Source organism: Microbacterium sp. NPDC090007 (assembly GCF_044748345.1).
GTDB lineage: Bacteria > Actinomycetota > Actinomycetes > Actinomycetales > Microbacteriaceae > Microbacterium.
Genome location: NZ_JBIVFV010000001.1, coordinates 1387939 through 1406476, shown reverse-complemented (window position 1 = coordinate 1406476; position 18538 = coordinate 1387939). Strand labels below are relative to the sequence as shown.

Annotated in this window: 13 protein-coding genes; 4 read left to right on the top strand and 9 right to left on the bottom strand. The window is 71.3% G+C overall.

What is annotated here, in order from left to right; genetic code table 11:
• Nucleotides 1-30: 30 nt before the first annotated feature.
• Complete coding sequence (locus ACIPVB_RS06485) at nucleotides 31-1278, bottom strand: MFS transporter (RefSeq protein ID WP_400368197.1); 1248 nt, start codon at nucleotides 1276-1278, stop codon at nucleotides 31-33.
• A 219-nt stretch (nucleotides 1279-1497) separates the two neighbouring features.
• On the opposite strand from ACIPVB_RS06485, the gene ACIPVB_RS06480 reads away from it, so the two are divergent.
• On the top strand, nucleotides 1498-1956 hold the full coding sequence (locus ACIPVB_RS06480; RefSeq protein ID WP_400367695.1) for a hypothetical protein: 459 nt from the start codon (nucleotides 1498-1500) through the stop codon (nucleotides 1954-1956).
• 16 nt (nucleotides 1957-1972) lie between these two features.
• On the opposite strand, the gene ACIPVB_RS06475 is transcribed toward ACIPVB_RS06480, so the two are convergent.
• From ACIPVB_RS06475 to ACIPVB_RS06465, 3 genes are all read right to left on the bottom strand, one after another.
• Nucleotides 1973-2299 carry an MTH1187 family thiamine-binding protein gene (locus ACIPVB_RS06475; protein ID WP_400367694.1) on the bottom strand — a complete coding sequence of 109 codons (327 nt, stop codon included), beginning with the start codon at nucleotides 2297-2299 and terminating at the stop codon, nucleotides 1973-1975.
• A 76-nt stretch (nucleotides 2300-2375) separates the two neighbouring features.
• Complete coding sequence (locus tag ACIPVB_RS06470; RefSeq protein ID WP_400367693.1) at nucleotides 2376-3683, bottom strand: hypothetical protein; 1308 nt, start codon at nucleotides 3681-3683, stop codon at nucleotides 2376-2378.
• A gap of 75 nt (nucleotides 3684-3758) precedes the next feature.
• Nucleotides 3759-4607 (bottom strand): NAD(P)H-hydrate dehydratase, encoded by an 849-nt coding sequence (locus ACIPVB_RS06465; protein ID WP_400367692.1) that lies wholly within the window; start codon nucleotides 4605-4607, stop codon nucleotides 3759-3761.
• Nucleotides 4608-4636: 29 nt separating this feature from the next.
• Here ACIPVB_RS06465 and ACIPVB_RS06460 point away from each other — a divergent pair, with 29 nt between their 5' ends.
• Nucleotides 4637-5695: an NADH:flavin oxidoreductase/NADH oxidase gene (locus tag ACIPVB_RS06460; protein ID WP_400367691.1), complete on the top strand. Its 1059-nt coding sequence runs from the start codon at nucleotides 4637-4639 to the stop codon at nucleotides 5693-5695.
• A 41-nt stretch (nucleotides 5696-5736) separates the two neighbouring features.
• On the opposite strand, the gene ACIPVB_RS06455 is transcribed toward ACIPVB_RS06460, so the two are convergent.
• Nucleotides 5737-6792 (bottom strand): hemolysin family protein, encoded by a 1056-nt coding sequence (locus ACIPVB_RS06455; protein ID WP_400367690.1) that lies wholly within the window; start codon nucleotides 6790-6792, stop codon nucleotides 5737-5739.
• Complete coding sequence (locus tag ACIPVB_RS06450) at nucleotides 6789-8132, bottom strand: hemolysin family protein (protein WP_400367689.1); 1344 nt, start codon at nucleotides 8130-8132, stop codon at nucleotides 6789-6791. The genes ACIPVB_RS06455 and ACIPVB_RS06450 overlap by 4 nt, the downstream gene beginning before the upstream one ends.
• Nucleotides 8133-8289: 157 nt before the next feature.
• Between ACIPVB_RS06450 and ACIPVB_RS06445 the strand changes: the two genes are divergently transcribed.
• Entirely contained in the window at nucleotides 8290-9327 is a 1038-nt protein-coding gene (locus ACIPVB_RS06445) for a glycoside hydrolase family 76 protein (RefSeq protein WP_400367688.1), read from the top strand.
• Here ACIPVB_RS06445 and ACIPVB_RS06440 read toward each other — a convergent pair.
• Nucleotides 9317-10777 carry a GuaB1 family IMP dehydrogenase-related protein gene (locus ACIPVB_RS06440; protein WP_400367687.1) on the bottom strand — a complete coding sequence of 487 codons (1461 nt, stop codon included), beginning with the start codon at nucleotides 10775-10777 and terminating at the stop codon, nucleotides 9317-9319. The two genes, ACIPVB_RS06445 and ACIPVB_RS06440, sit on opposite strands and share 11 nt — an antisense overlap.
• A 170-nt stretch (nucleotides 10778-10947) precedes the next feature.
• Here ACIPVB_RS06440 and ACIPVB_RS06435 point away from each other — a divergent pair, with 170 nt between their 5' ends.
• Nucleotides 10948-14637, top strand: a complete 3690-nt coding sequence (locus tag ACIPVB_RS06435; RefSeq protein ID WP_400367686.1) for a multifunctional oxoglutarate decarboxylase/oxoglutarate dehydrogenase thiamine pyrophosphate-binding subunit/dihydrolipoyllysine-residue succinyltransferase subunit — start codon at nucleotides 10948-10950, stop codon at nucleotides 14635-14637.
• 59 nt (nucleotides 14638-14696) lie between these two features.
• Here ACIPVB_RS06435 and ACIPVB_RS06430 read toward each other — a convergent pair whose 3' ends face one another.
• Together ACIPVB_RS06430 and ACIPVB_RS06425 are read right to left on the bottom strand one after the other, a co-directional pair.
• Nucleotides 14697-15998, bottom strand: coding sequence for an alpha/beta hydrolase (locus tag ACIPVB_RS06430; protein WP_400367685.1), 1302 nt, complete (start codon nucleotides 15996-15998; stop codon nucleotides 14697-14699).
• Nucleotides 15995-18508 (bottom strand): phosphatidylglycerol lysyltransferase domain-containing protein, encoded by a 2514-nt coding sequence (locus ACIPVB_RS06425; RefSeq protein WP_400367684.1) that lies wholly within the window; start codon nucleotides 18506-18508, stop codon nucleotides 15995-15997. The genes ACIPVB_RS06430 and ACIPVB_RS06425 overlap by 4 nt, the downstream gene beginning before the upstream one ends.
• Nucleotides 18509-18538 lie beyond the last annotated feature (30 nt).

Below are 18538 nucleotides of genomic sequence, written 5' to 3'. Positions count from 1 at the left end.
GCCGGACGCCCGCGCCGCGCCGCGCCGGTATCAGCGCTGGGTGGGGATCGACCCGGTGATGGCCGTCGTCGCGGCCTCGGCAGCCGGCATCCGGTGCGCAGGGTGACGGCCGGATCGATCCTCGACCCGGTACGAGACCAGCGCGACCACCAGCCCACCCAGCGCGAGCAACGCGCCGACCCACGCGGGTGCGACCAGACCGAGACCCGCGGCGATCGCGAGGCCGCCGAGGAAGGCGCCCAGGCTGTTGCCGATGTTCAGCGCGGAGTGGTTGAGGGCGGCGGCGATGGACTGGTTGTCCTCGGCGACGTCCATCAGACGCGTCTGGATCGACGGGCTCAGCGCCGCCCCGCAGAAGGCCACCAGGAACGCGAACAGCACGAGCGAGACGATCCATGCCGCGGTGAGGGCGAGACCGATGGATGCCACGGCCAGGGCGATGAGTCCGACGTACAGCCAGAAGCGCAGGTCTTTGTCGGCGAGGGCTCCGCCGACGATGTTGCCGATCGTCATCCCCACGCCCACCAGCACCAGGACGAGTGACACCGCCCACTCGGGCTGACCGGCGACGTCGGTGATCATGGGCGCGATGTAGCTGTACATCGCGAAGAAGCCGCCGAACCCGACCGCGCCGATGCCGAGCGCAAACCACACCTGACCGATGCGGAACACGCGCAACTCGTCCCTCAGGCGACGCCCGGGGGTACCGGGGTGGTGGGGGACGAAGAGCGCGATGCACACCGTCGCGAGCAGGAAGATGCCCGCCACGACCGCGAAAGCGGCGCGCCAGCCGACCTGCTGGCCCAGCAGGGTGCCCAGCGGCACGCCGACGACGTTGGCGATCGTCAGGCCCGTGAGGACGAACGCGACACCCTTGGCTCGATTGCCGGGACCGAGGACGTCGGCCGCGACGAGCGCACCGATGCCGAAGTAGGCCCCATGGGGAAGACCGGCGAGAAAGCGCGACGCCGCGACGAGCTCGTAGGTGGGGGCGATGACCGTGAGCAGCGTGAAGAACGCGAGGGCGGCGGCGAGGACGATCATGACCCGGTGGCGGGGGAAGCGCGCCACGGACCCGGCGATGGTCGGGGCTCCCACCACCACGCCCAACGCGTAGAGCGAGATCAGCCACCCGGCCTGGGCGATGGCGTCGTCGGGGGACGCGGCCCAGGCGATGGGCAGCAGATCGCGGCCGATGTTGGGCAAGAGGCCCATCACCACGAATTCGGTCATGCCGATGCCGAAGCTGCCGATGGCGAGAGAAAGGAGCGCCCGCATCGCCGCACCTCTCGAGGTCGTCGAAGAGGTCACTCGACGATGCTAGTCGGCGGGACCGGCCCCGGTCGAATCGTTTCGAGATGAGAGGTGGACCCGCGCCCCTCCTCCCCCGCGGGCGGCCCTGCGGATCGATCCCCGATGTCAACCGCCGCGTCCACCGAGCGCACCCGAATGTGGCACCGTCGACATCCTCCACCGCATGCTGGAGGGATGCTGCACATGACGGAACCGCAGGTCTGGGTGCTCATCGGCACGTTCGCCGCGGCGATCCTCGGCGGCATGACGTTCACGACGAACCTCATCACCTCGACGCTCACCAAGGTCGTCACGGCCAACACCGAGCGCCTCGACATGAAGATCGACGCCGCCCGCGCCGAGCTCGCGGCCGAATCCGAGGCGACGCGAGCGCGCATCGAGATCGTCGAGGCGAGGCTCGACGCCAAGATCGACCGCGTCGAGGCCGGGCTCAACGCCAAGATCGACGGCGTCGAAGCCGGACTCAACGCCAAGATCGACGGCGTCGAAGCCGGACTCAACGCCAAGATCGACGGCGTCGAAGCCGGGCTCACGGCGCAGATCGCGAGCGTCGAGAGCCGGCTCCGCAGCGACATGGCGCGCATCGACGCCGACGTCACCGCGATCACGCGGCACATCTGGACCGAACCTCCCGCCGTGTGAGCGGGGGCCAGGGCGATCAGTCCTCGCGGCGCTCCAGTGCCCGCTCCAGCCGGTCGATCTTGCCGTCGAGCTCTCCGGTGCGGCCGGGTCGGATGTCGGCCTTGAGCACGAGGGAAACCCGCGATCCGTAGGGCAGAACGGCATCCGTCGCCGCCTTGACGACGGCGAACACCTCGTCCCACTCCCCCTCGACCTCGGTGAACATCGAGGTCGTGCGGTGGGGCAGGCCCGACCCGCGGACGACCGCCACGGCGGCGGCGACGGCGTCGTGGACGGACGCGTCGGGGTTCTCCGCTGCGGCGGTTCCGACGCCGGACGGGGCGACCGAGAAAGCGATGAGCATGGTCCGAGACTACGTCCACGCGCCCGTCTCGACGATCTCCCGCCCGTACGCCGTCGACGGGACCGGTGATGCCGGCTCAGAGGCGGACGCTCGACCGGGCGGGCACGGGACGACGCCCGGTGACGATCTCGCGCAGTCCCGCCGGCGGACGCACGCGCCCGACGGGTGCGCGGACCACGCGAACGATGGCCCACACGAGCAGCACGATCCCGAGGACGTTTCGCACCTCGAGCACCGCGGTCGGGAACGGGTTGGGGTGCTGCGCCATGAGTCCGTCGTACATCAACGGGTACATCCATTGCGTCAGCCCCGCGATGACGAGGGTGAGGGCGGCGAAGCCGTACCAGCGACGCCGCTCGAGCAGCAGTCCCAGCACCACGGGGGGGAACAGCCACACGTAGTACTGCGGCGACCCGACCTTGTTCAGAGCGATGAACGCGGTGACCAGGGCGAGCGCGAGGGGCGGGAAAAGGCTCAGGAACGTCGCCCCGTGGCGCAGCTTGCGGACGCCGACCAGAGCGACGGCGGCCATGACCAGCAGCATCAGCGGCGTCATCACGGCGATGACCACGTCCGCCCCGGGGCCCGTCACCTGGAAGGTCAGGACGTCGCCGTCGTAGTACACCTCGCTGCCGGGCACGTAGAACGCGGCGAGGAACATGTACAGGCCCCCGACCGGAGCCTCCATCTGGATGCCGCGCGAGGTCTGGTCCCCGACGAAGCCGAACACGTACGGGGCACCGCCCAGCGCGACGACCGGGATGATGGTCGCCAGCGACACCGTCACCGCCCCCCACACCAGGGCCAGGCGCCGACGCACCGCGACGAGCCCCGCCGCCAGGATGGCCGCGGGCCACACCTTCATCCACACCGCGATCGACAGCAGCACGGAGGCCAGGAACGGACGCCGCAGCATCCAGATACCGCCGAGGATCGCGAACGGGACGGTGATGCCGTCGATGCGGTACAGGCCCACCGGGCCGATCAACAGGATGGCGGCCACCCAGAACCATGCGGCGATGACGCGGCCGCGCGAGCGACCCGAACCGATGAGGATGACGAAGGCCACGAGGTTGAACAGCGAGACGGTGATCGCCCAGGCGGGGGTGTAGCCGACCGCCCACGCGAACACCCACGCGAACGTCATGGGCAGGAAGGCGAGCTGCGGGTAGATCCACTTCTCGGTGATCCCGGGCCACTCCCACGCGACGCTGCGCGTGCACGAGCTCAGGTCGACGCCTCCGAACAGGGCGCAACGCGACCACGGTTCGTACACCAGGTACACGTCGCCCATGGGCTCGTTGGGCTGCTGGTAGCCCAGCCACCCCACCACGACGTGCACGGCGACGAACGCGATCAAAAGGGGGACGACACGCCTCAGCACCGCCTCATCCTAATCGGGCGCTCCTGTGCGATCGGGACGGCCGGTGCGGCGCCTTCCCTGACAGCGGACGAACCGTTACGCGATCGAGTCCCCCAGCACCCCGGCGACCACCTCGGGAAGGGCTTCGGCCACGTCGAGTGCCGTGATCGGGCCGCCGGGTCGCCCCTGCCGCGACGACGCCGCCGAGCCTGCACGCCCGTGCAGCCAGGCCGCCGTGGCGGCGCAGGCGGCCAGGTCGGTCGCGCCGGTGCGTCCGGCGGCCACCGCCCCGGCGACCACGGCGCCCAGCACGCCGCCCAACACGTCCCCGGTACCCGCCGTCGCGAGCCACGGGGTCCCCGCCGACACACGGGCGGTCCACCCGCCGGGTGCCGCGACGAGGGTGAGCGCCCCTTTCGACAGCACGACGCCGCCGATCGCCTCGGCGGTCTCGCTCACCGTGCGCTCCCGGTCGTCGCGGTCACCGGGGGCCAGACCCAGCGATGCGCGCAGACGATCGAGCTCCCGCGCGTGCGGCGTCACGATGACCGGAGCCGCAGCCCCCGCCACGAGGTCCAGTGCGCCGGCGTCGACGACGACCGGCACCTCCGCACCCAGGATGCCGCGCAGGGCCGCCGTCTCGTCGACGGCGCGTTCCGCTGCATCCGTTCCCGAGCCCAGGACCCAGGCCTGCACCCGCCCGTCCGCCGTCACCGTCTCGGGGCGTCGCTGCAGCACGAGGTCCTGCGCGCGATCGGGTCCTAAGTAGCGGACCATGCCCGTTCCGGTGCGCCACGCCGCCTCGACGCCCAGCACCGCCGCGCCCGGGTAGCGGGTCGAGCCGGTGCGCAGGCCCACCACCCCGCGGGAATACTTGTCGTCATCCGCGGTTGGTCTCCGCAGCACGCGGGCGCACGCGTCCGCGTCCCAATCCGTCGCCGTCATGGCGTCACCATAGAACGAGAAGGACACCGATGAGCGCCCTCTTCACTCCCCTGTCGATCCGCGGTATTCAGACGCGCAACCGACTGTGGGTCTCGCCGATGTGCCAGTACAGCGCCGTCGACGGCGTACCGAACGACTGGCATCACGTGCACCTGGCGCAGTTCGCCGCCGGGGGCGCCGGTCTCGTGGTCGCCGAGGCGACGGCCGTCTCGCCCGAGGGGCGCATCTCGCCCCGGGACGTCGGCCTGTGGAACGACGCGCAGGCGCGGGCCTGGGAGCCCATCGTCGCGGCGATCCGCTCGCGCGGCGCCGTCGCGGGGGTGCAGTTGAGCCACGCGGGGCGGAAGGCGTCGACGTCGGCACCTCTCACGGGGGCTCGCGGGACGGTCTCCCCCGCCGACGGCGGGTGGTCCACGGTCGCCCCCTCGGCCCTGGCCTACGCGGACTTCGCCGAGCCCCGCGCCCTCGACGGTGCCGGCATCCGCAAGGTCATCGACGACTTCGCGGATGCCGCACGCCGCGCCGTCGCGGCCGGCTTCGAGGTGATCGAGCTGCACGCCGCCCACGGCTACCTGCTGCACCAGTTCCTGTCGCCGCTGACCAACCAGCGCGACGACGAGTACGGCGGGTCGTTCGGGGATCGCGTGCGTCTGCTGTCGCGCGTGACAGCGGCGGTCCGCGCCGCGGCCCCGGACGCGGCGCTGTTCGTCCGCTTCTCGGCCACCGACGCGGCCGAGGGCGGCTGGGACGTGGACGACACCGTAGCGGCCGCCCGGGTCGTCGGCGACGCGGGAGCCGATCTCATCGACGTCTCCAGCGGCGGACTGGTGCCCCACCAGCACATCGTCCCGGGTCCCGGTTACCAGGTCGACTACGCCGCCGCCGTGCGACGCGAGACCGGACTGCCGGTCAGCGCCGTGGGCATGATCGACGACCCGGAGCAGGCCGAGCAGATCGTGGCCGAAGGGCGGGCGGATGCCGTGATGTCGGCCCGCGAGTGGCTCCGCGACCCGCACTACGCCCTGCGCGCCGCCGCCGCTCTCGGCGCCGACTCCCCCGCCCCGGCGCAGTACCTGCGGGCGTACTGAGCGGCGGATGCCGCGAGCCCGGGGCCCGCGGCATCCCCTGTTCAGACGAAGCGGCGACGCTCGGTGGCGTCCTGCACCTCGCCGACGAGTTCTTCGATGACGTCCTCGAGGAAGAGCACGGCCCGCACGTCGCCGCTCTCGTCGCGCACCTGTGCGAGGTGACGACCCGACCGCCGCATGAGCGCGAGGGCGTCCTCGAGGTCGGTCGTCTCGAGCACCGACACCATGTGGTGCACGCGCTTGGAGGGGATGGGGCGCACCAGGTCGGCATCGGCTCCCTCGGCCGCGCGCAGCACGTCCTTGAGGTGCACGTAGCCGGTGGGGTCGCCGGCGGCGTCCACGATCACGTAGCGCGAGTAGCCGTGCTGGGCGACGGCGCGCTCGATCTCGGCCGGGGTGGTCGTCTCGGGCAGGGTGACCAGTGCGGCCATCGGCACCGCGATGTCGGCGGCCTTCTTCTCGGTGAACTCCATCACGGCCGTCACCGTGCCCGACGCGTCGTCGAGCATGCCCTCGCGCCGCGACTGGGTGACGATGGTGGCGACCTCGTCGAGGGTGTAAGTCGACGCGGCCTCGTCCTTCGGTTCGACGCGGAACAGGCGCAGCACGTGATTCGCGATCCAGTTCAGGGCGACGATGATCGGGTGGAACGCCTTGGACACCGCCACCAGGGGCGGGGCCAGCATCAGCACGGCACGATCGGGTAGCGAGAACGCCAGGTTCTTCGGCACCATCTCGCCGAACACGACGTGCAGGTAGGACACCAGCAGCAGAGCCACCACGAACCCGACCACGTCGACCGCGGCCTCGGGTAGTCCGGTGAGTCCGAGGGGCCCCTCGAGCAGGTGATGGATCGCGGGTTCCGAGACGTTCAGGATCAGCAGCGAGCAGATCGTGATGCCCAACTGGCACGTGGCGAGCATCAGCGTCGCGTGCTCCATGGCGTACAGGGCGGTCTTGGCGGCACGCGACCCGCGGTCGGCGTGCGGCTCGATCTGCGAGCGGCGCGCCGAGATGACGGCGAACTCCGCCCCGACGAAGAAGGCGTTGGCGGCCAGCAGCACCACCAGCCACGCGATTCCGGCCCAGTCGTTCATCGCTGGTCACCGCCCTTGGCGGCGCGGACGAGGTCGTCGACGTTCTGCTCGCGGGGCGTGGGGGTGAACTGCACCCGGTCGACCCGTCGACCGTCCATACGCTGCACCGAGAGAGCGCCGTCGTCGAGGTCGACCGTGTCGCCGACGACCGGGATGCGCTCGAGCGCGGCCATGATGAACCCGCCCACCGTGTCGTAGACGTCCCCCTCGGGCACGCGCACGCCGGCGCGGTCGAGCGCCTCGTCCGGACGCAGGTCGCCGGGGAAGGTCACGGATGCCGCGGACCGCACCACTCCGGCCCGGGAACGGTCGTGCTCGTCGAGCACCTCGCCGACGATCTCTTCGACCAGGTCTTCGAGGGTGACCACGCCCGCCGTCCCGCCGTACTCGTCGACGACGATGGCCATCTGGTAGCCGCGCGAGCGCAACTCGGCGACGAGGGTGTCGAGGTGGACGGTCTCGGGCACGCGCAGCGGTTCGGTCGCGAGGGCGGCGACGGGGACCTCGCCCCGCCGGTCGCGCGGCACGCCGATCGCGGCCTTGAGGTGTACGACGCCGACGATGTCGTCCATCGATTCGCCGTACACGGGGAAGCGGCTGTGACCCGTGCGCCGCGCGAGCTGCACGACGTCGTCGGCCGGGTCGCCCGCGGCGAGCGCGTGCACGCTCGGCCGCGGGGTCATCACATCGGCGGCGCTCAACCGGGCGAAGGTGAGGCTGCGGTCCAGCAGCGACGCGGTGTCCTTCTCGAGCATCCCGGCGCTCGCGGAGCGCTTGACCAGGCTCGACAGCTCCTCGGCCGATCGCGCGCCCGACAGTTCCTCCTTGGGCTCGACGCCCAGGGCGCGCAGGACGCCGTTGGCGCTGCCGTTGAGGACGAGGATCGCCGGCTTGAACACCGCGGTGAAGGCCACCTGGAACGGCAGGACGAGCTTGGCGGTCTGCCGGGGGATCGCCAGGGCGAAATTCTTGGGGACGAGCTCGCCGAGGATCATCGACAGCACCGTGGCGAAGCCGACGCCGATGACGGCGGAGACCGTCACGGTGAGCGCTTCGGGCAGCCCACCCGCCTCGAAGGCGGGCCGCAGCAGGTTCGAGATGGCGGGTTCCATCGTGTACCCCGTCAGCAGCGTCGTCAGGGTGATGCCCAGTTGCGCGCTCGACAGGTGGGTGGAGGTGATCCGCAGGGCGTCGATGGTCAGCGACAGCCGGGTCTCACCCGCGGCGCGGCGCGCCTCGAGGTCGGCGCGATCGAGATTGACGAGGGCGAACTCGCTCGCGACGAAGAGTCCCGTGCCCACGGTGAGAAGAAGCCCCACGCCCAGCATGACGAAGTCCATCAGGCATCACCTCCGCTCGCGGTGGCGGCGGAAGCGGGTCGGCGGGGCTCGGGTCTACAACTGGGAGGGTCGTCCATCGTGCCGTCGATTCTACGGCAGCCGGGTCTCCTCCGGCGTGGGCTGTTCCCACCCCTCCCACCCGCGACACCATGGGGTGATGCACGCCACCGCCTCGACGCAGCAACGCGCGGCGGCCGCCGAGGACGCGGTGATGCGTCGCTACCTGCATCGCTTCGGCCCCGTCGCGTGGGCTCACGCGGCCGTGGACGGGGGCCGGTCCGCGCGCACGTGGCACTACTGGTGGCACGCCCACCTCATCCACGTGCTGGCCGACGCGGAGCGCAACCGTCCGGACCCGCGTCGCCGGCGACTGCTGCGGCGGCTGCGGCGCGGCGTGACCCTGCGCACGCTCGGCACGTGGACGACGCCGTTCTACGACGACATCGCCTGGATGGGGCTCGCGCTGGTCTCCAGCGGCGCCGACACGCGCGCGCTGCGCCGCATCTCGGACGTCCTGCACCGGGCGGTCGACCCCGACCACGGTGCTCTTCCCTGGAGCGTCGACAGCCCCCTGTACAACGCTCCGGCCAACGCGCCGGGGGCCATGGTCCTCGCCCTCACGGGCCACCACGGTGAGGCCGTCGGTCTGGCCGAGTGGATGGCATCCACCCTGCGGGACGACACCACCGGTCTCGTGCGCGACGGCGTCGAACACGGGGTCGTCCGACCCGAGCTGTGGACGTACAACCAGGGCGCGACGATCGGCCTCGAACTGCTGCTCGGCGAGGCGGCGATGGGCGACGAGGCCGACCCCGCGTGGCGGCACGTGCGCCGCGCCCGCGCCCTGGTCCGGGCGGTCGATGCGTGGTGCGCCCGAGACGACGGGCTCTTCCCCGCCGCGGGCGGGGGCGACGGCGGCCTCTTCGCAGGGATCCTGGCCCGCTACCTCGCCGACGCCGCGACGGAGTGGGCCGATGCGGACGACGACGACGGCGAGACGGCCGCGGATGCCGCGCGCCGTCTCGTCCGACGCAACGCCGACGCCCTGTGGGCGGGTCGCCGCGACGGGATGTTCGCGGCCGATCCGCGCCGGGGCGCCGAGGCCACGGGCGACGACCTCGACCTGTCCGTCCAGCTCGGAGCGTGGATCACCCTCGAGGCGGACGCCGGCCTGGAGCGCAGCCTCACCAGCTGACGGGCAGCGCCTTGCCCTCTTCGTAGCCCGCGGCCGACTGCAGCCCCACCCGCGCGCGCTCGTGGAACTGCGCCACCGTGGCCGCACCGGCGTAGGTGAACGAGGAGCGCACCCCCGAGGTGATCATGTCGAGCAGATCCTCCAGGCCCGGTCGCTGCGGATCGAGATAGATCTTCGACGACGAGATGCCCTCGGCGAAGAGCTCCTTGCGCGCCCGCTCGAAGGGGTCGAGCCCGCCGAAGCGTCCCTGGACGGCCTTGGTCGAGGCCATGCCCCACGACTCCTTGTACAGCAGGCCCCGCTCGTCGCTGCGCAGCGGCCCGGGCGACTCGATCGTGCCGGCGAACCAGGATCCGATCATCACGGATGCCGCGCCCGCGGCCAGTGCGAGCGCGACGTCGCGGGGGTAGCGCACTCCGCCGTCCGCCCAGACGTGCGCGCCCGCGGCGCGCGCCGCCTCGGCCGTCTCGAGCACGGCCGAGAACTGCGGACGACCGACCGCTGTCATCATGCGCGTCGTGCACATCGCCCCCGGCCCCACCCCGACCTTGAGGATCGTGGCGCCCGCGTCGGTCAGATCGCGGACCCCGTCGGCGGTGACGACGTTGCCCGCTGCGATGGGGATGCCCAGCTCCAGCGCCGCGACCTCGCGCAGGGCCCGGATCATCTGCGCCTGGTGACCGTGCGCGGTGTCGACGACGAGGACGTCGACGCCCGCCGCCGCGAGCGCCCGCGCTTTGCCCGCGACGTCGCCGTTGACGCCCACGGCCGCGGCGACGATCAGACGACCGTCCGCGTCCACGGCGGGGCGGTAGACCGAGTCGCGCAGGGCGCTGCGTCCCGACAGCGTACCGACGACGCGATCGCCGTCGACCACGGGGACGATGTCGACGCCCGCGGCCTCGATGAGCGCGAACACCTCGCGGGGATCGCCGATCTGCGCGACCTCGACCACGGGCGCGTCCCTGCGCGCGATGTCGCCCAGGGTGGCGTCGGGAAGGGCGGTGGCCAAGCGGGGCGCGGGGACGATGCCGCGGAAGTCCGACAGCGAGACGGTGCCGTCGTCGCCGGCGTCGGCGACCACGATGCCGCGGCCGGGGACCGGCGGCAGGACGAGCCGCGCGTCGGCGACGGTCGCCGCGGGGGGCAGCACCAGTGGGGCGTCCCACGCCACCGGCTGCGACTTGACCCACTCGACGGCCTCGAGCAGCTCGGGCATCGCCAGATCCTGCGGCAGGACGCCGAGTCCGCCGCGGCGCGCCAACGTCGCGGCCAGGCGCGTTCCCGTGACCGAGTTCATGTTCGACGACACCAGCGGCAGCGTCGCGCCGCTGCCGTCGGCGGGGGCGAGGTCCACATCGAGGCGGCTGCGCACCTCGGAGTGGCGGGGGACGAGGAACACGTCCGAGTAGGTCAGATCGACGTCGGGCTGGGCACCGGAGAACTCCATGGCATCCACCTCATCACACCCTCTCGGCCGCGGAGCCGCGGGATTCGAAAGTAAAGGCCGAGCAAGGGCCACGGCTGCCCGCGGGAACCTCGGCTAGGCTGGCAGACGCGTGCGACGGCGACGTCGGCGCATCCACAGGAATCTTCATCGAGGAAAGCAGGCGATCGACTGTGTCGAGCCAGGTGACGGGCGTCGGTACTTCGAGCGAGGGCGAGTTCGGCGCGAACGAGTGGCTCGTAGACGAACTCTACGAACAGTTCAAAGTCGACAAGCACTCCGTAGACAAGGCCTGGTGGCCGATCCTGGAGGCGTACCATCCGGTCGTCGACGGATCCTCCGCCGCCGCTCCCCCGCCCCCGACCACCTCGTCGGCGGCCCCCGTCGAGCCGCGTCCCGTGACGGCGCCCATCCCCGTGGTCGGCCAGGCTCCGGTGGCGCGTACGACCGCCAAGCCGGCCAAGCCGCAGCCGATTCCGGCGCAGGCGCCCAACGCGGTGCCCTCGGCCGGTTCCGAGAGCACCGAAGAGGACCGGGTCACGGTCCTGAAGGGGATGCCGAAGGCCCTGGCGTCCAACATGGACGACTCGCTGACGGTCCCCACCGCGACGAGCGTGCGCACCATCCCCGCCAAGCTGATGATCGACAACCGCATCGTCATCAACAACCACATGTCGCGCACGCGCGGCGGCAAGGTCAGCTTCACCCACCTCATCGGGTGGGCGCTGATCCAGGCCCTCAAGCAGTTCCCGAGCCAGAACGTGTACTACGCCGAGGTCGACGGCAAGCCCTCGGTCGTGGCCCCCGCCCACGTCAACCTCGGCATCGCGATCGACATGCCCAAGCCCGACGGCACGCGCGCGCTGCTGGTGCCCAGCATCAAGCGCGCCGACACGCTGACGTTCGGAGAATTCCTCGCGTCGTACGAGGATCTCGTCCGCCGCGCCCGCAACAACAAGCTGACCCCGGGCGACTTCCAGGGCACGACCATCTCGCTCACCAACCCCGGCGGCATCGGCACCGTGCACTCGGTGCCCCGTCTCATGCGCGGTCAGGGCGCGATCATCGGCGCCGGCGCGCTCGACTACCCCGCCGAATTCCAGGGCGCGAGCGACAAGACGCTCAACGAGCTCGCCATCGGCAAGACGATCACGCTCACCAGCACCTACGACCACCGCGTCATCCAGGGTGCCGGGTCGGGCGAGTTCCTCAAGATCGTGCACGAGCTGCTCATCGGCCAGCGCGGCTTCTACGACGACATCTTCGCCGCGCTGCGCATCCCCTACGCGCCCATCCACTGGGCCGCCGACATCAGCGTCGACATCTCGGAGCGCATCGACAAGAGCGCGCGGGTCCAGGAGCTCATCAACTCGTACCGCGTGCGCGGCCACCTCATGGCCGACATCGACCCGCTCGAGTACGTGCAGCGCACGCACCCCGACCTCGAGATCGAGTCGCACGGGCTGACCTTCTGGGACCTCGACCGCGAGTTCGTCACCAACGGACTGGGCGGCAAGCGCGTCGCCAAGCTCCGCGACATCCTCGGCGTCCTGCGCGACTCGTACTGCCGCACCATGGGCGTGGAGTACATGCACATCCAGGACCCCGCGCAGCGACAGTGGTTCCAGCGCAACATCGAGGTCAAGTACACCAAGCCCGGCCACGACGAGCAGCTGCGGATCCTGTCCAAGCTCAACCAGGCCGAGGCGTTCGAGACGTTCCTGCAGACCAAGTACGTCGGACAGAAGCGCTTCAGCCTCGAGGGCGGCGAGTCGCTGATCCCGCTGCTCGACCAGATCCTCCAGGGCGCGGCGTCCGTGGGGCTGGACGGGGCCGCGATCGGCATGGCCCACCGCGGTCGTCTGAACGTGCTGACCAACATCGCCGGCAAGACCTACGGCCACGTCTTCCGTGAGTTCGAGGGTGCGGTCGCCATCGGCAGCAAGCGCGGATCCGGCGACGTCAAGTACCACCTGGGCACCGAGGGCACCTTCGTCGGCGATCGCGGCGACGAACTGCCCGTGTACCTCGCCGCCAACCCCTCGCACCTCGAGACCGTCGACGGCGTCCTCGAAGGCATCGTCCGCGCCAAGCAGGACCGCAAGCCGATCGGCACGTTCTCGTGGCTGCCCATCCTGGTGCACGGCGACGCGGCGTTCGCGGGGCAGGGCGTCGTGGTAGAAACCCTGCAGATGTCGCAGCTGCGCGGCTACCGCACCGGCGGCACCATCCACGTCGTGGTCAACAACCAGGTGGGCTTCACCACCACCCCCACCGATGCCCGCACCTCGGTGTACGCCACCGACGTGGCCAAGACCATCCAGGCACCGATCCTGCACGTCAACGGCGACGACCCCGAAGCCGTCGTCCGCGCGGCGGAGCTGGCGTTCCTGTACCGCGAGGAGTTCCACCGCGACATCGTCATCGACCTGGTCTGCTACCGCCGCCGTGGTCACAACGAGGGCGACGACCCCTCGATGACGCAGCCGCTGATGACCAATCTCATCGAGGCGAAGCGCTCGGTCCGACGCCTGTACACCGAGTCGCTCGTCGGCCGCGGCGACATCACCGAGGACGAGTACGAGCAGGCGAAGCAGGACTTCCAGAGCCGCCTCGAGGTCGCCTTCGCCGACACGCACGAGGCCGAGACGGGGACCACCCCCGTCGTCACCACCGACGCCGCCGACGAACCGGTCTCGGGTGCCCCCGAGACGACGGGGGTGTCCCGCGAGGTCGTGCAGCACATCGGCGACGCCTTCGTGAACAAGCCCGACGGCTTCACGGTGCACACCAAGCTCCAGCAGCTGCTCGACAAGCGTTTCGACATGAGCCGGAACGGCAACATCGACTGGGCCTTCGGCGAACTGCTCGCCTTCGGCTCGGTGCTGATGGAGGGCACCCCGGTGCGCCTGGCCGGCCAGGACTCGCGCCGCGGCACGTTCGTGCAGCGCCACTCGGTGCTGCACGACCGCGACAACGGTCAGGAATGGCTGCCGCTGGCCAACCTCAGCGAGAACCAGGGCCGCTTCTGGGTCTACGACTCGCTGCTGAGCGAGTACGCCGCGATGGCGTTCGAGTACGGCTACTCCGTCGAGCGCTCGGACGCGCTGGTGCTCTGGGAGGCGCAGTTCGGCGACTTCGCCAACGGCGCGCAGTCGGTCATCGACGAGTTCATCTCCTCGGCCGATCAGAAGTGGGCGCAGCAGTCGAGCGTCGTGCTGCTCCTCCCCCACGGATACGAGGGCCAGGGACCGGACCACTCGTCCGCGCGCATCGAGCGCTACCTGCAGATGTGCGCGCAGGACAACATGATCGTCGCGCGCCCCTCGACGCCCGCGTCGTACTTCCACCTGCTGCGTCGGCAGGCGTATCAGCGCCCGCGCCGTCCGCTGGTCGTTTTCACGCCCAAGGCCATGCTGCGCTTGCGCGGAGCGACCAGCCCCGTCGAGGACTTCCTCGAGGGCCGGTTCGAGCCGGTGCTCGACGACGATCGCGGCCTCGACCGCACGGGCGTGAAGCGCGTCCTGCTCCACGCCGGCAAGATCCACTGGGATCTGCGGGCCGAGCTCGACAAGAATCCGAACCCCGAGATCGCCCTCGTGCGCGTCGAGCAGTTCTATCCCGCACCGATCGACGACCTCACCCGTGTGCTCGCGCAGTACCCGGACGCCGAGCTCGTGTGGGTCCAGGACGAGCCCGAGAACCAGGGCGCCTGGCCGTTCATCGCGCTGGAGGTCGCCGACGAGCTCGGACGCCCCGTGCGGCGGATCTCCCGCGCCGCCGCGGCGTCGACGGCGACCGGCTCGCCGAAGGTGCACGCCGCCGAGCACGCCGCGATCATGAAAGAGGCGCTCGCGCGCTGAGACGACGCAGTCCGGGCCCGGTCGAGTTCACTCGGCCGGGCCCGGACTCTTTCGTGGACTCAGGATGCCGGCGCCGCCAGGCCGAGCGCCGGGGCGAGGGCGGGGATGGCCCAGGCGAGGCTGGCGTCGAGGGTCTCACCCGTGTGGCCTCCCCCGTCCACGACGTAGGTGAGCGTGGTGAACCCCGCCGCCTCGGCGGCCTGCGAATTGGCGAGCTGCCCGGGTCCGAACGTGGTGTCGGCGCTCCCCCAGGTGAAGATGGCCGTGTGGCCGGTGTAGGTCCCCGCCGGCGCCGCGGCCATGATGACGGACGGCTTGGCGGCCTGGAAGGCGGCCGCGTCGCCGTTGTAGACGTCGCTCACCGTCTGGGACACGTGCTCGGAGCCTGGGAATTCGTTGCCCATGACGTCGAGCAACTGCCCCCAGACATCCGGGTGCTTCGACCCGTACAAAGCGGCGCAGGAGCCGCCGTTCGAGAACCCGCCGATCGTCCAGTACCGGTGATCCGTGACGATGTTGAGGTTCTGCTGCGCCCACTGCGGGACGAGCTGGTTGATGTAGGTCGAGACGGCGCCGTATTTCGCGGAGTCCACGCACGCCGGGTCGCGGTCGGGGGCGGTCAACTGGTCGACCACGATGGCGATGGGTGCGAGGCCGTTGTTCTGCGCGGCGAAGGTGTCGAGCGCCTTCGCCAGCGCCGTGGGATCGGGGGAACCGGGTTGCCCCATCATGAACACCAGCAACGGCAGGGCAGGAGGATCGGCGACCTGCGCCGCGGGTGGCAGATACAGCGACGCGTCGCGCGGCGCGTACTGGCCGGTGGGGATCTTGGTCGATCCGGTGAGTGCGCTCACCGTCCCCTTGGCGGGCATGCCGGCCGGCGGCTGCCAGGTCCGGTACAGCGTCGACGGGTCTCCGGCGACGTCGGTCTGCGGCGGCAACGAGGCCGGGTCCAGCGCCTGCACGCCGAGGATGGCCGCCAGGTTGTGCGTCACGCCGTACGAGGAGTTCACGCCGAGTCCGCCGGACAGCAGGGCCGCGAGCACGGTGACGACGCCGATGATGCGTCGCGGCCAGGGGGCGCGGCAGATACCGACGACGCCGGCCGCGGCGGCGGCGACGGCTCCCGACGCCCACCAGATGGCCGCGCCCGGGAGGGGACCCTGGAAGGTGTCCATCGCCTCGAGCACCTTCGCGACCACGAACATCACCACCCCGGCGGCGACGGCGACCACCCCGGTCAGGATCGGGCGGCGACGCGGCCACACCACGACGGCCACGACCCCCGACCCCGCCACGACCGCGCAGATGATCAGGAGGGGACTGTCGATGAGCTCGAACGACAGCACGAACTTGTTCATCGACGCCCCTCCCACGCCGTGCGCGCCAGCGCGACCATCTCGCGGCGAGAGGCATCGGGCAGGTATGCGCGGCCGACCGCGGCGCCGATGCCGGGCAGCTGCAGCGGGTCGCGGTAGGCCAGCGCGAGCGGGCGGTAACGCGGGCGGAACTTGCCCTTGAAACGGAAGAGCGACGCGAACCCGTAAGCGGGTTCGAGCACCTCGGCCAGCCAGCGCAGCAGCGCGCGCAGGGGCGCGGGGTCGCCGTCGGCCGGCTCATCGGGATCGTCCGCGAGCGGAGCGCCCGACAGGCTGAGAACCGTCGCGCCCTCCTCCTGCAGCTGAAGGGCGGCCTTGGCGATGAGGAACTCCATCATGCCGTTGGGGCCGTTCGTCCGCCGACGCATGAAGTCCAGCGTCCATCCGGTGACCTCGCCGTCGGTCCAGCTCGGCATCCAACTGGTCACCGCCTCGATGCGGTCGTCGGGGCCGACGGCCAGCAGCAGGCGCACATCGCGGTCGCGCAGTTCGGCGAGGGAGCCCAGGGTGAACCCCATTTCGGGAAGCGCCCGGTCGGCGACCCATTCCTCGTCGATCGCGACGACCTGTGACACCTGCGACACGGTGAGCTCGCTCCACCGCGACCACACCGCCGTGTAGCCCTCGCGTTCGGCCCGGGTGAGGGGCTGACGCACCTTCTGCCAGGACTTGCCGGCGAAGGTCAGACCCGGCAGGTCCATCACGGTCTCGACGCCGACGGGGACGCTGCGCCACCCCAGGTCGACCAGGTCGGCGAGGGTGTCCGCGTGGACGCTGTAGAACGCGGGGATCCAACCGTGCTCGACGCAGAAGTCGGTGAACGCGCGCAGCGCCTCCGGTCGACGGCCCGACGGAGCGAGGGGGTCGGCGACCGCGAGGGCGACGTCGCCGACCAGCCGGTAGGCCACCGCGCAGGTGCGGTCGGCGGAGTACCAGTGGCGGTTGCCCTCCCATGTGCCGAGGAATCCGAGGGTGTCGCTCCCCCGTCGCAACAGCTCGCGGTACAGCCCGTCGCCATCGACGTCGGGCCGCTGGATGCGCCGGAACAGCCAGAGGATCGCCGCCACCACGATCGCCCAGAACAGCACGCCGATCCACTGGTAGGCGAAGAGCGCGGGTCCGCTGTGCGGGAAGGCGGGGGAACCGCCCGGGTGGGTGAAGGCCGGGGGAAGGAACCGTCGCAGCGTCAGACCGGCCAGATCGGCCGCCGACACCTCGCGGTCGAAGGCGCGTCGACCGATCGACTCCACGACGAACAGTGTCGTCGCGCACGCGACGAAGGCGGCGCCCACCACGACGGCCACGGTGCGAGCCGCCCGCGCCGTGGCGCGCACCGTGAAGCGACCGCGTGCCACCACCAGAGCGGCGGCCAGGACGAGGGGGATGACGATCGAGGCGACCGCCCACAGCACGTACTCGGCGCCGCTGCCGTCGACCCAGGGGTCGATGCGCAGGTGACCGTCCCACACGGACAAGATCGGCAGGACCGCCGAGGCGACGAGGACGAACACGGCGACGACCCAGGCCGCACGGCGGCCCTGACGAAGCCCCCAGGCCGCGACGAGCAGGAGCACGAGCGGCACGATCGCCAGCAGCGCGGGACCGGCGCCGCGGGTCATGAGCAGCGCGACCTGCTCGTCGCACACGGATGCCGCGACCGTCCCGCACTGCGCGAGCAGTTCGTCGTCGTACTGCGTGTACGCCTCGACGACGAGCGACAGCGGCCCGCGGCCGCCGCCACTGATCAGGGCGACGATCGGGCCCGTGCCGACGACGGCCACGAGCAGTGCCAGCAGGGTGCGGGTCTCTCGGGCAGAGCTGCGGTGCCAGGAGCGGCGCTCGCGCCCCCGAGCGGTCACGGCGCCGACCAGCAGACCGATGACCGCCGCGGTCACGCGGTACCAGGAGTCGGCGTCACCGGCGTAGAGGGCGAACAGCGCCAAGAAGGCGAAGCCCACCAGCCGCACCCGGCGCCGCCACAGGGTGGGCGCCAGAGCCGACGCGGCCATGACGGCGCCGGCGATGGGCGTCGTCGGGTCGAGGACGGGCACCTCGGCCGCCACCACCGGTCGCAGGTCGGTCAACGTCCAGGCGGCGGCGTGGAAGCCGATGCCCAGCAGCAGCCCCGAGAAACCGACGGCGCCCAGCACGACGGCCGTGCGTCGCGACCCCAGGAGCCGCTCGGCCCAGGCCAGCGCGGTCAGGGCGAGCATCGTCGACAACACCGCGTCGACGGCCGAATCGGGGACGACCAGGGCGGTCACCAGCGTCCACCAGCGGCCGCTGGCGAAGGTCGCCAGGGGGCCGGCACCCCAGATGAGCGCGCCCTCGTCGTTCCACAGCGATCCCGTCGCGGCGGCCGCGGCGAGTACGACGATCGCCGTGACCACGGCGACGGGGTTTCGTGCGAGGTAGCGGCGCGCGAACGCGGCCACCGCGCCCCACCGCGAGGGGGTGCGTTCTTCGGCCGGAGGCGGGGCTGTTTCGGACATCGGCGTCAGCCTACGAGCAATGCACCGCCG

Coding starts and splice junctions, on each gene's coding strand:
- ACIPVB_RS06460 (WP_400367691.1), top strand. CDS start 4,637: ATGAGCGCCCTCTTCACTCCCCTGTCGATCCGCGGTATTCAGACGCGC.
- ACIPVB_RS06465 (WP_400367692.1), bottom strand. CDS start 4,607: ATGACGGCGACGGATTGGGACGCGGACGCGTGCGCCCGCGTGCTGCGG.
- ACIPVB_RS06485 (WP_400368197.1), bottom strand. CDS start 1,278: ATGCGGGCGCTCCTTTCTCTCGCCATCGGCAGCTTCGGCATCGGCATG.
- ACIPVB_RS06475 (WP_400367694.1), bottom strand. CDS start 2,299: ATGCTCATCGCTTTCTCGGTCGCCCCGTCCGGCGTCGGAACCGCCGCA.
- ACIPVB_RS06425 (WP_400367684.1), bottom strand. CDS start 18,508: ATGTCCGAAACAGCCCCGCCTCCGGCCGAAGAACGCACCCCCTCGCGG.
- ACIPVB_RS06480 (WP_400367695.1), top strand. CDS start 1,498: ATGACGGAACCGCAGGTCTGGGTGCTCATCGGCACGTTCGCCGCGGCG.
- ACIPVB_RS06450 (WP_400367689.1), bottom strand. CDS start 8,132: ATGGACTTCGTCATGCTGGGCGTGGGGCTTCTTCTCACCGTGGGCACG.
- ACIPVB_RS06455 (WP_400367690.1), bottom strand. CDS start 6,792: ATGAACGACTGGGCCGGAATCGCGTGGCTGGTGGTGCTGCTGGCCGCC.
- ACIPVB_RS06440 (WP_400367687.1), bottom strand. CDS start 10,777: ATGGAGTTCTCCGGTGCCCAGCCCGACGTCGATCTGACCTACTCGGAC.
- ACIPVB_RS06430 (WP_400367685.1), bottom strand. CDS start 15,998: ATGAACAAGTTCGTGCTGTCGTTCGAGCTCATCGACAGTCCCCTCCTG.
- ACIPVB_RS06445 (WP_400367688.1), top strand. CDS start 8,290: ATGCACGCCACCGCCTCGACGCAGCAACGCGCGGCGGCCGCCGAGGAC.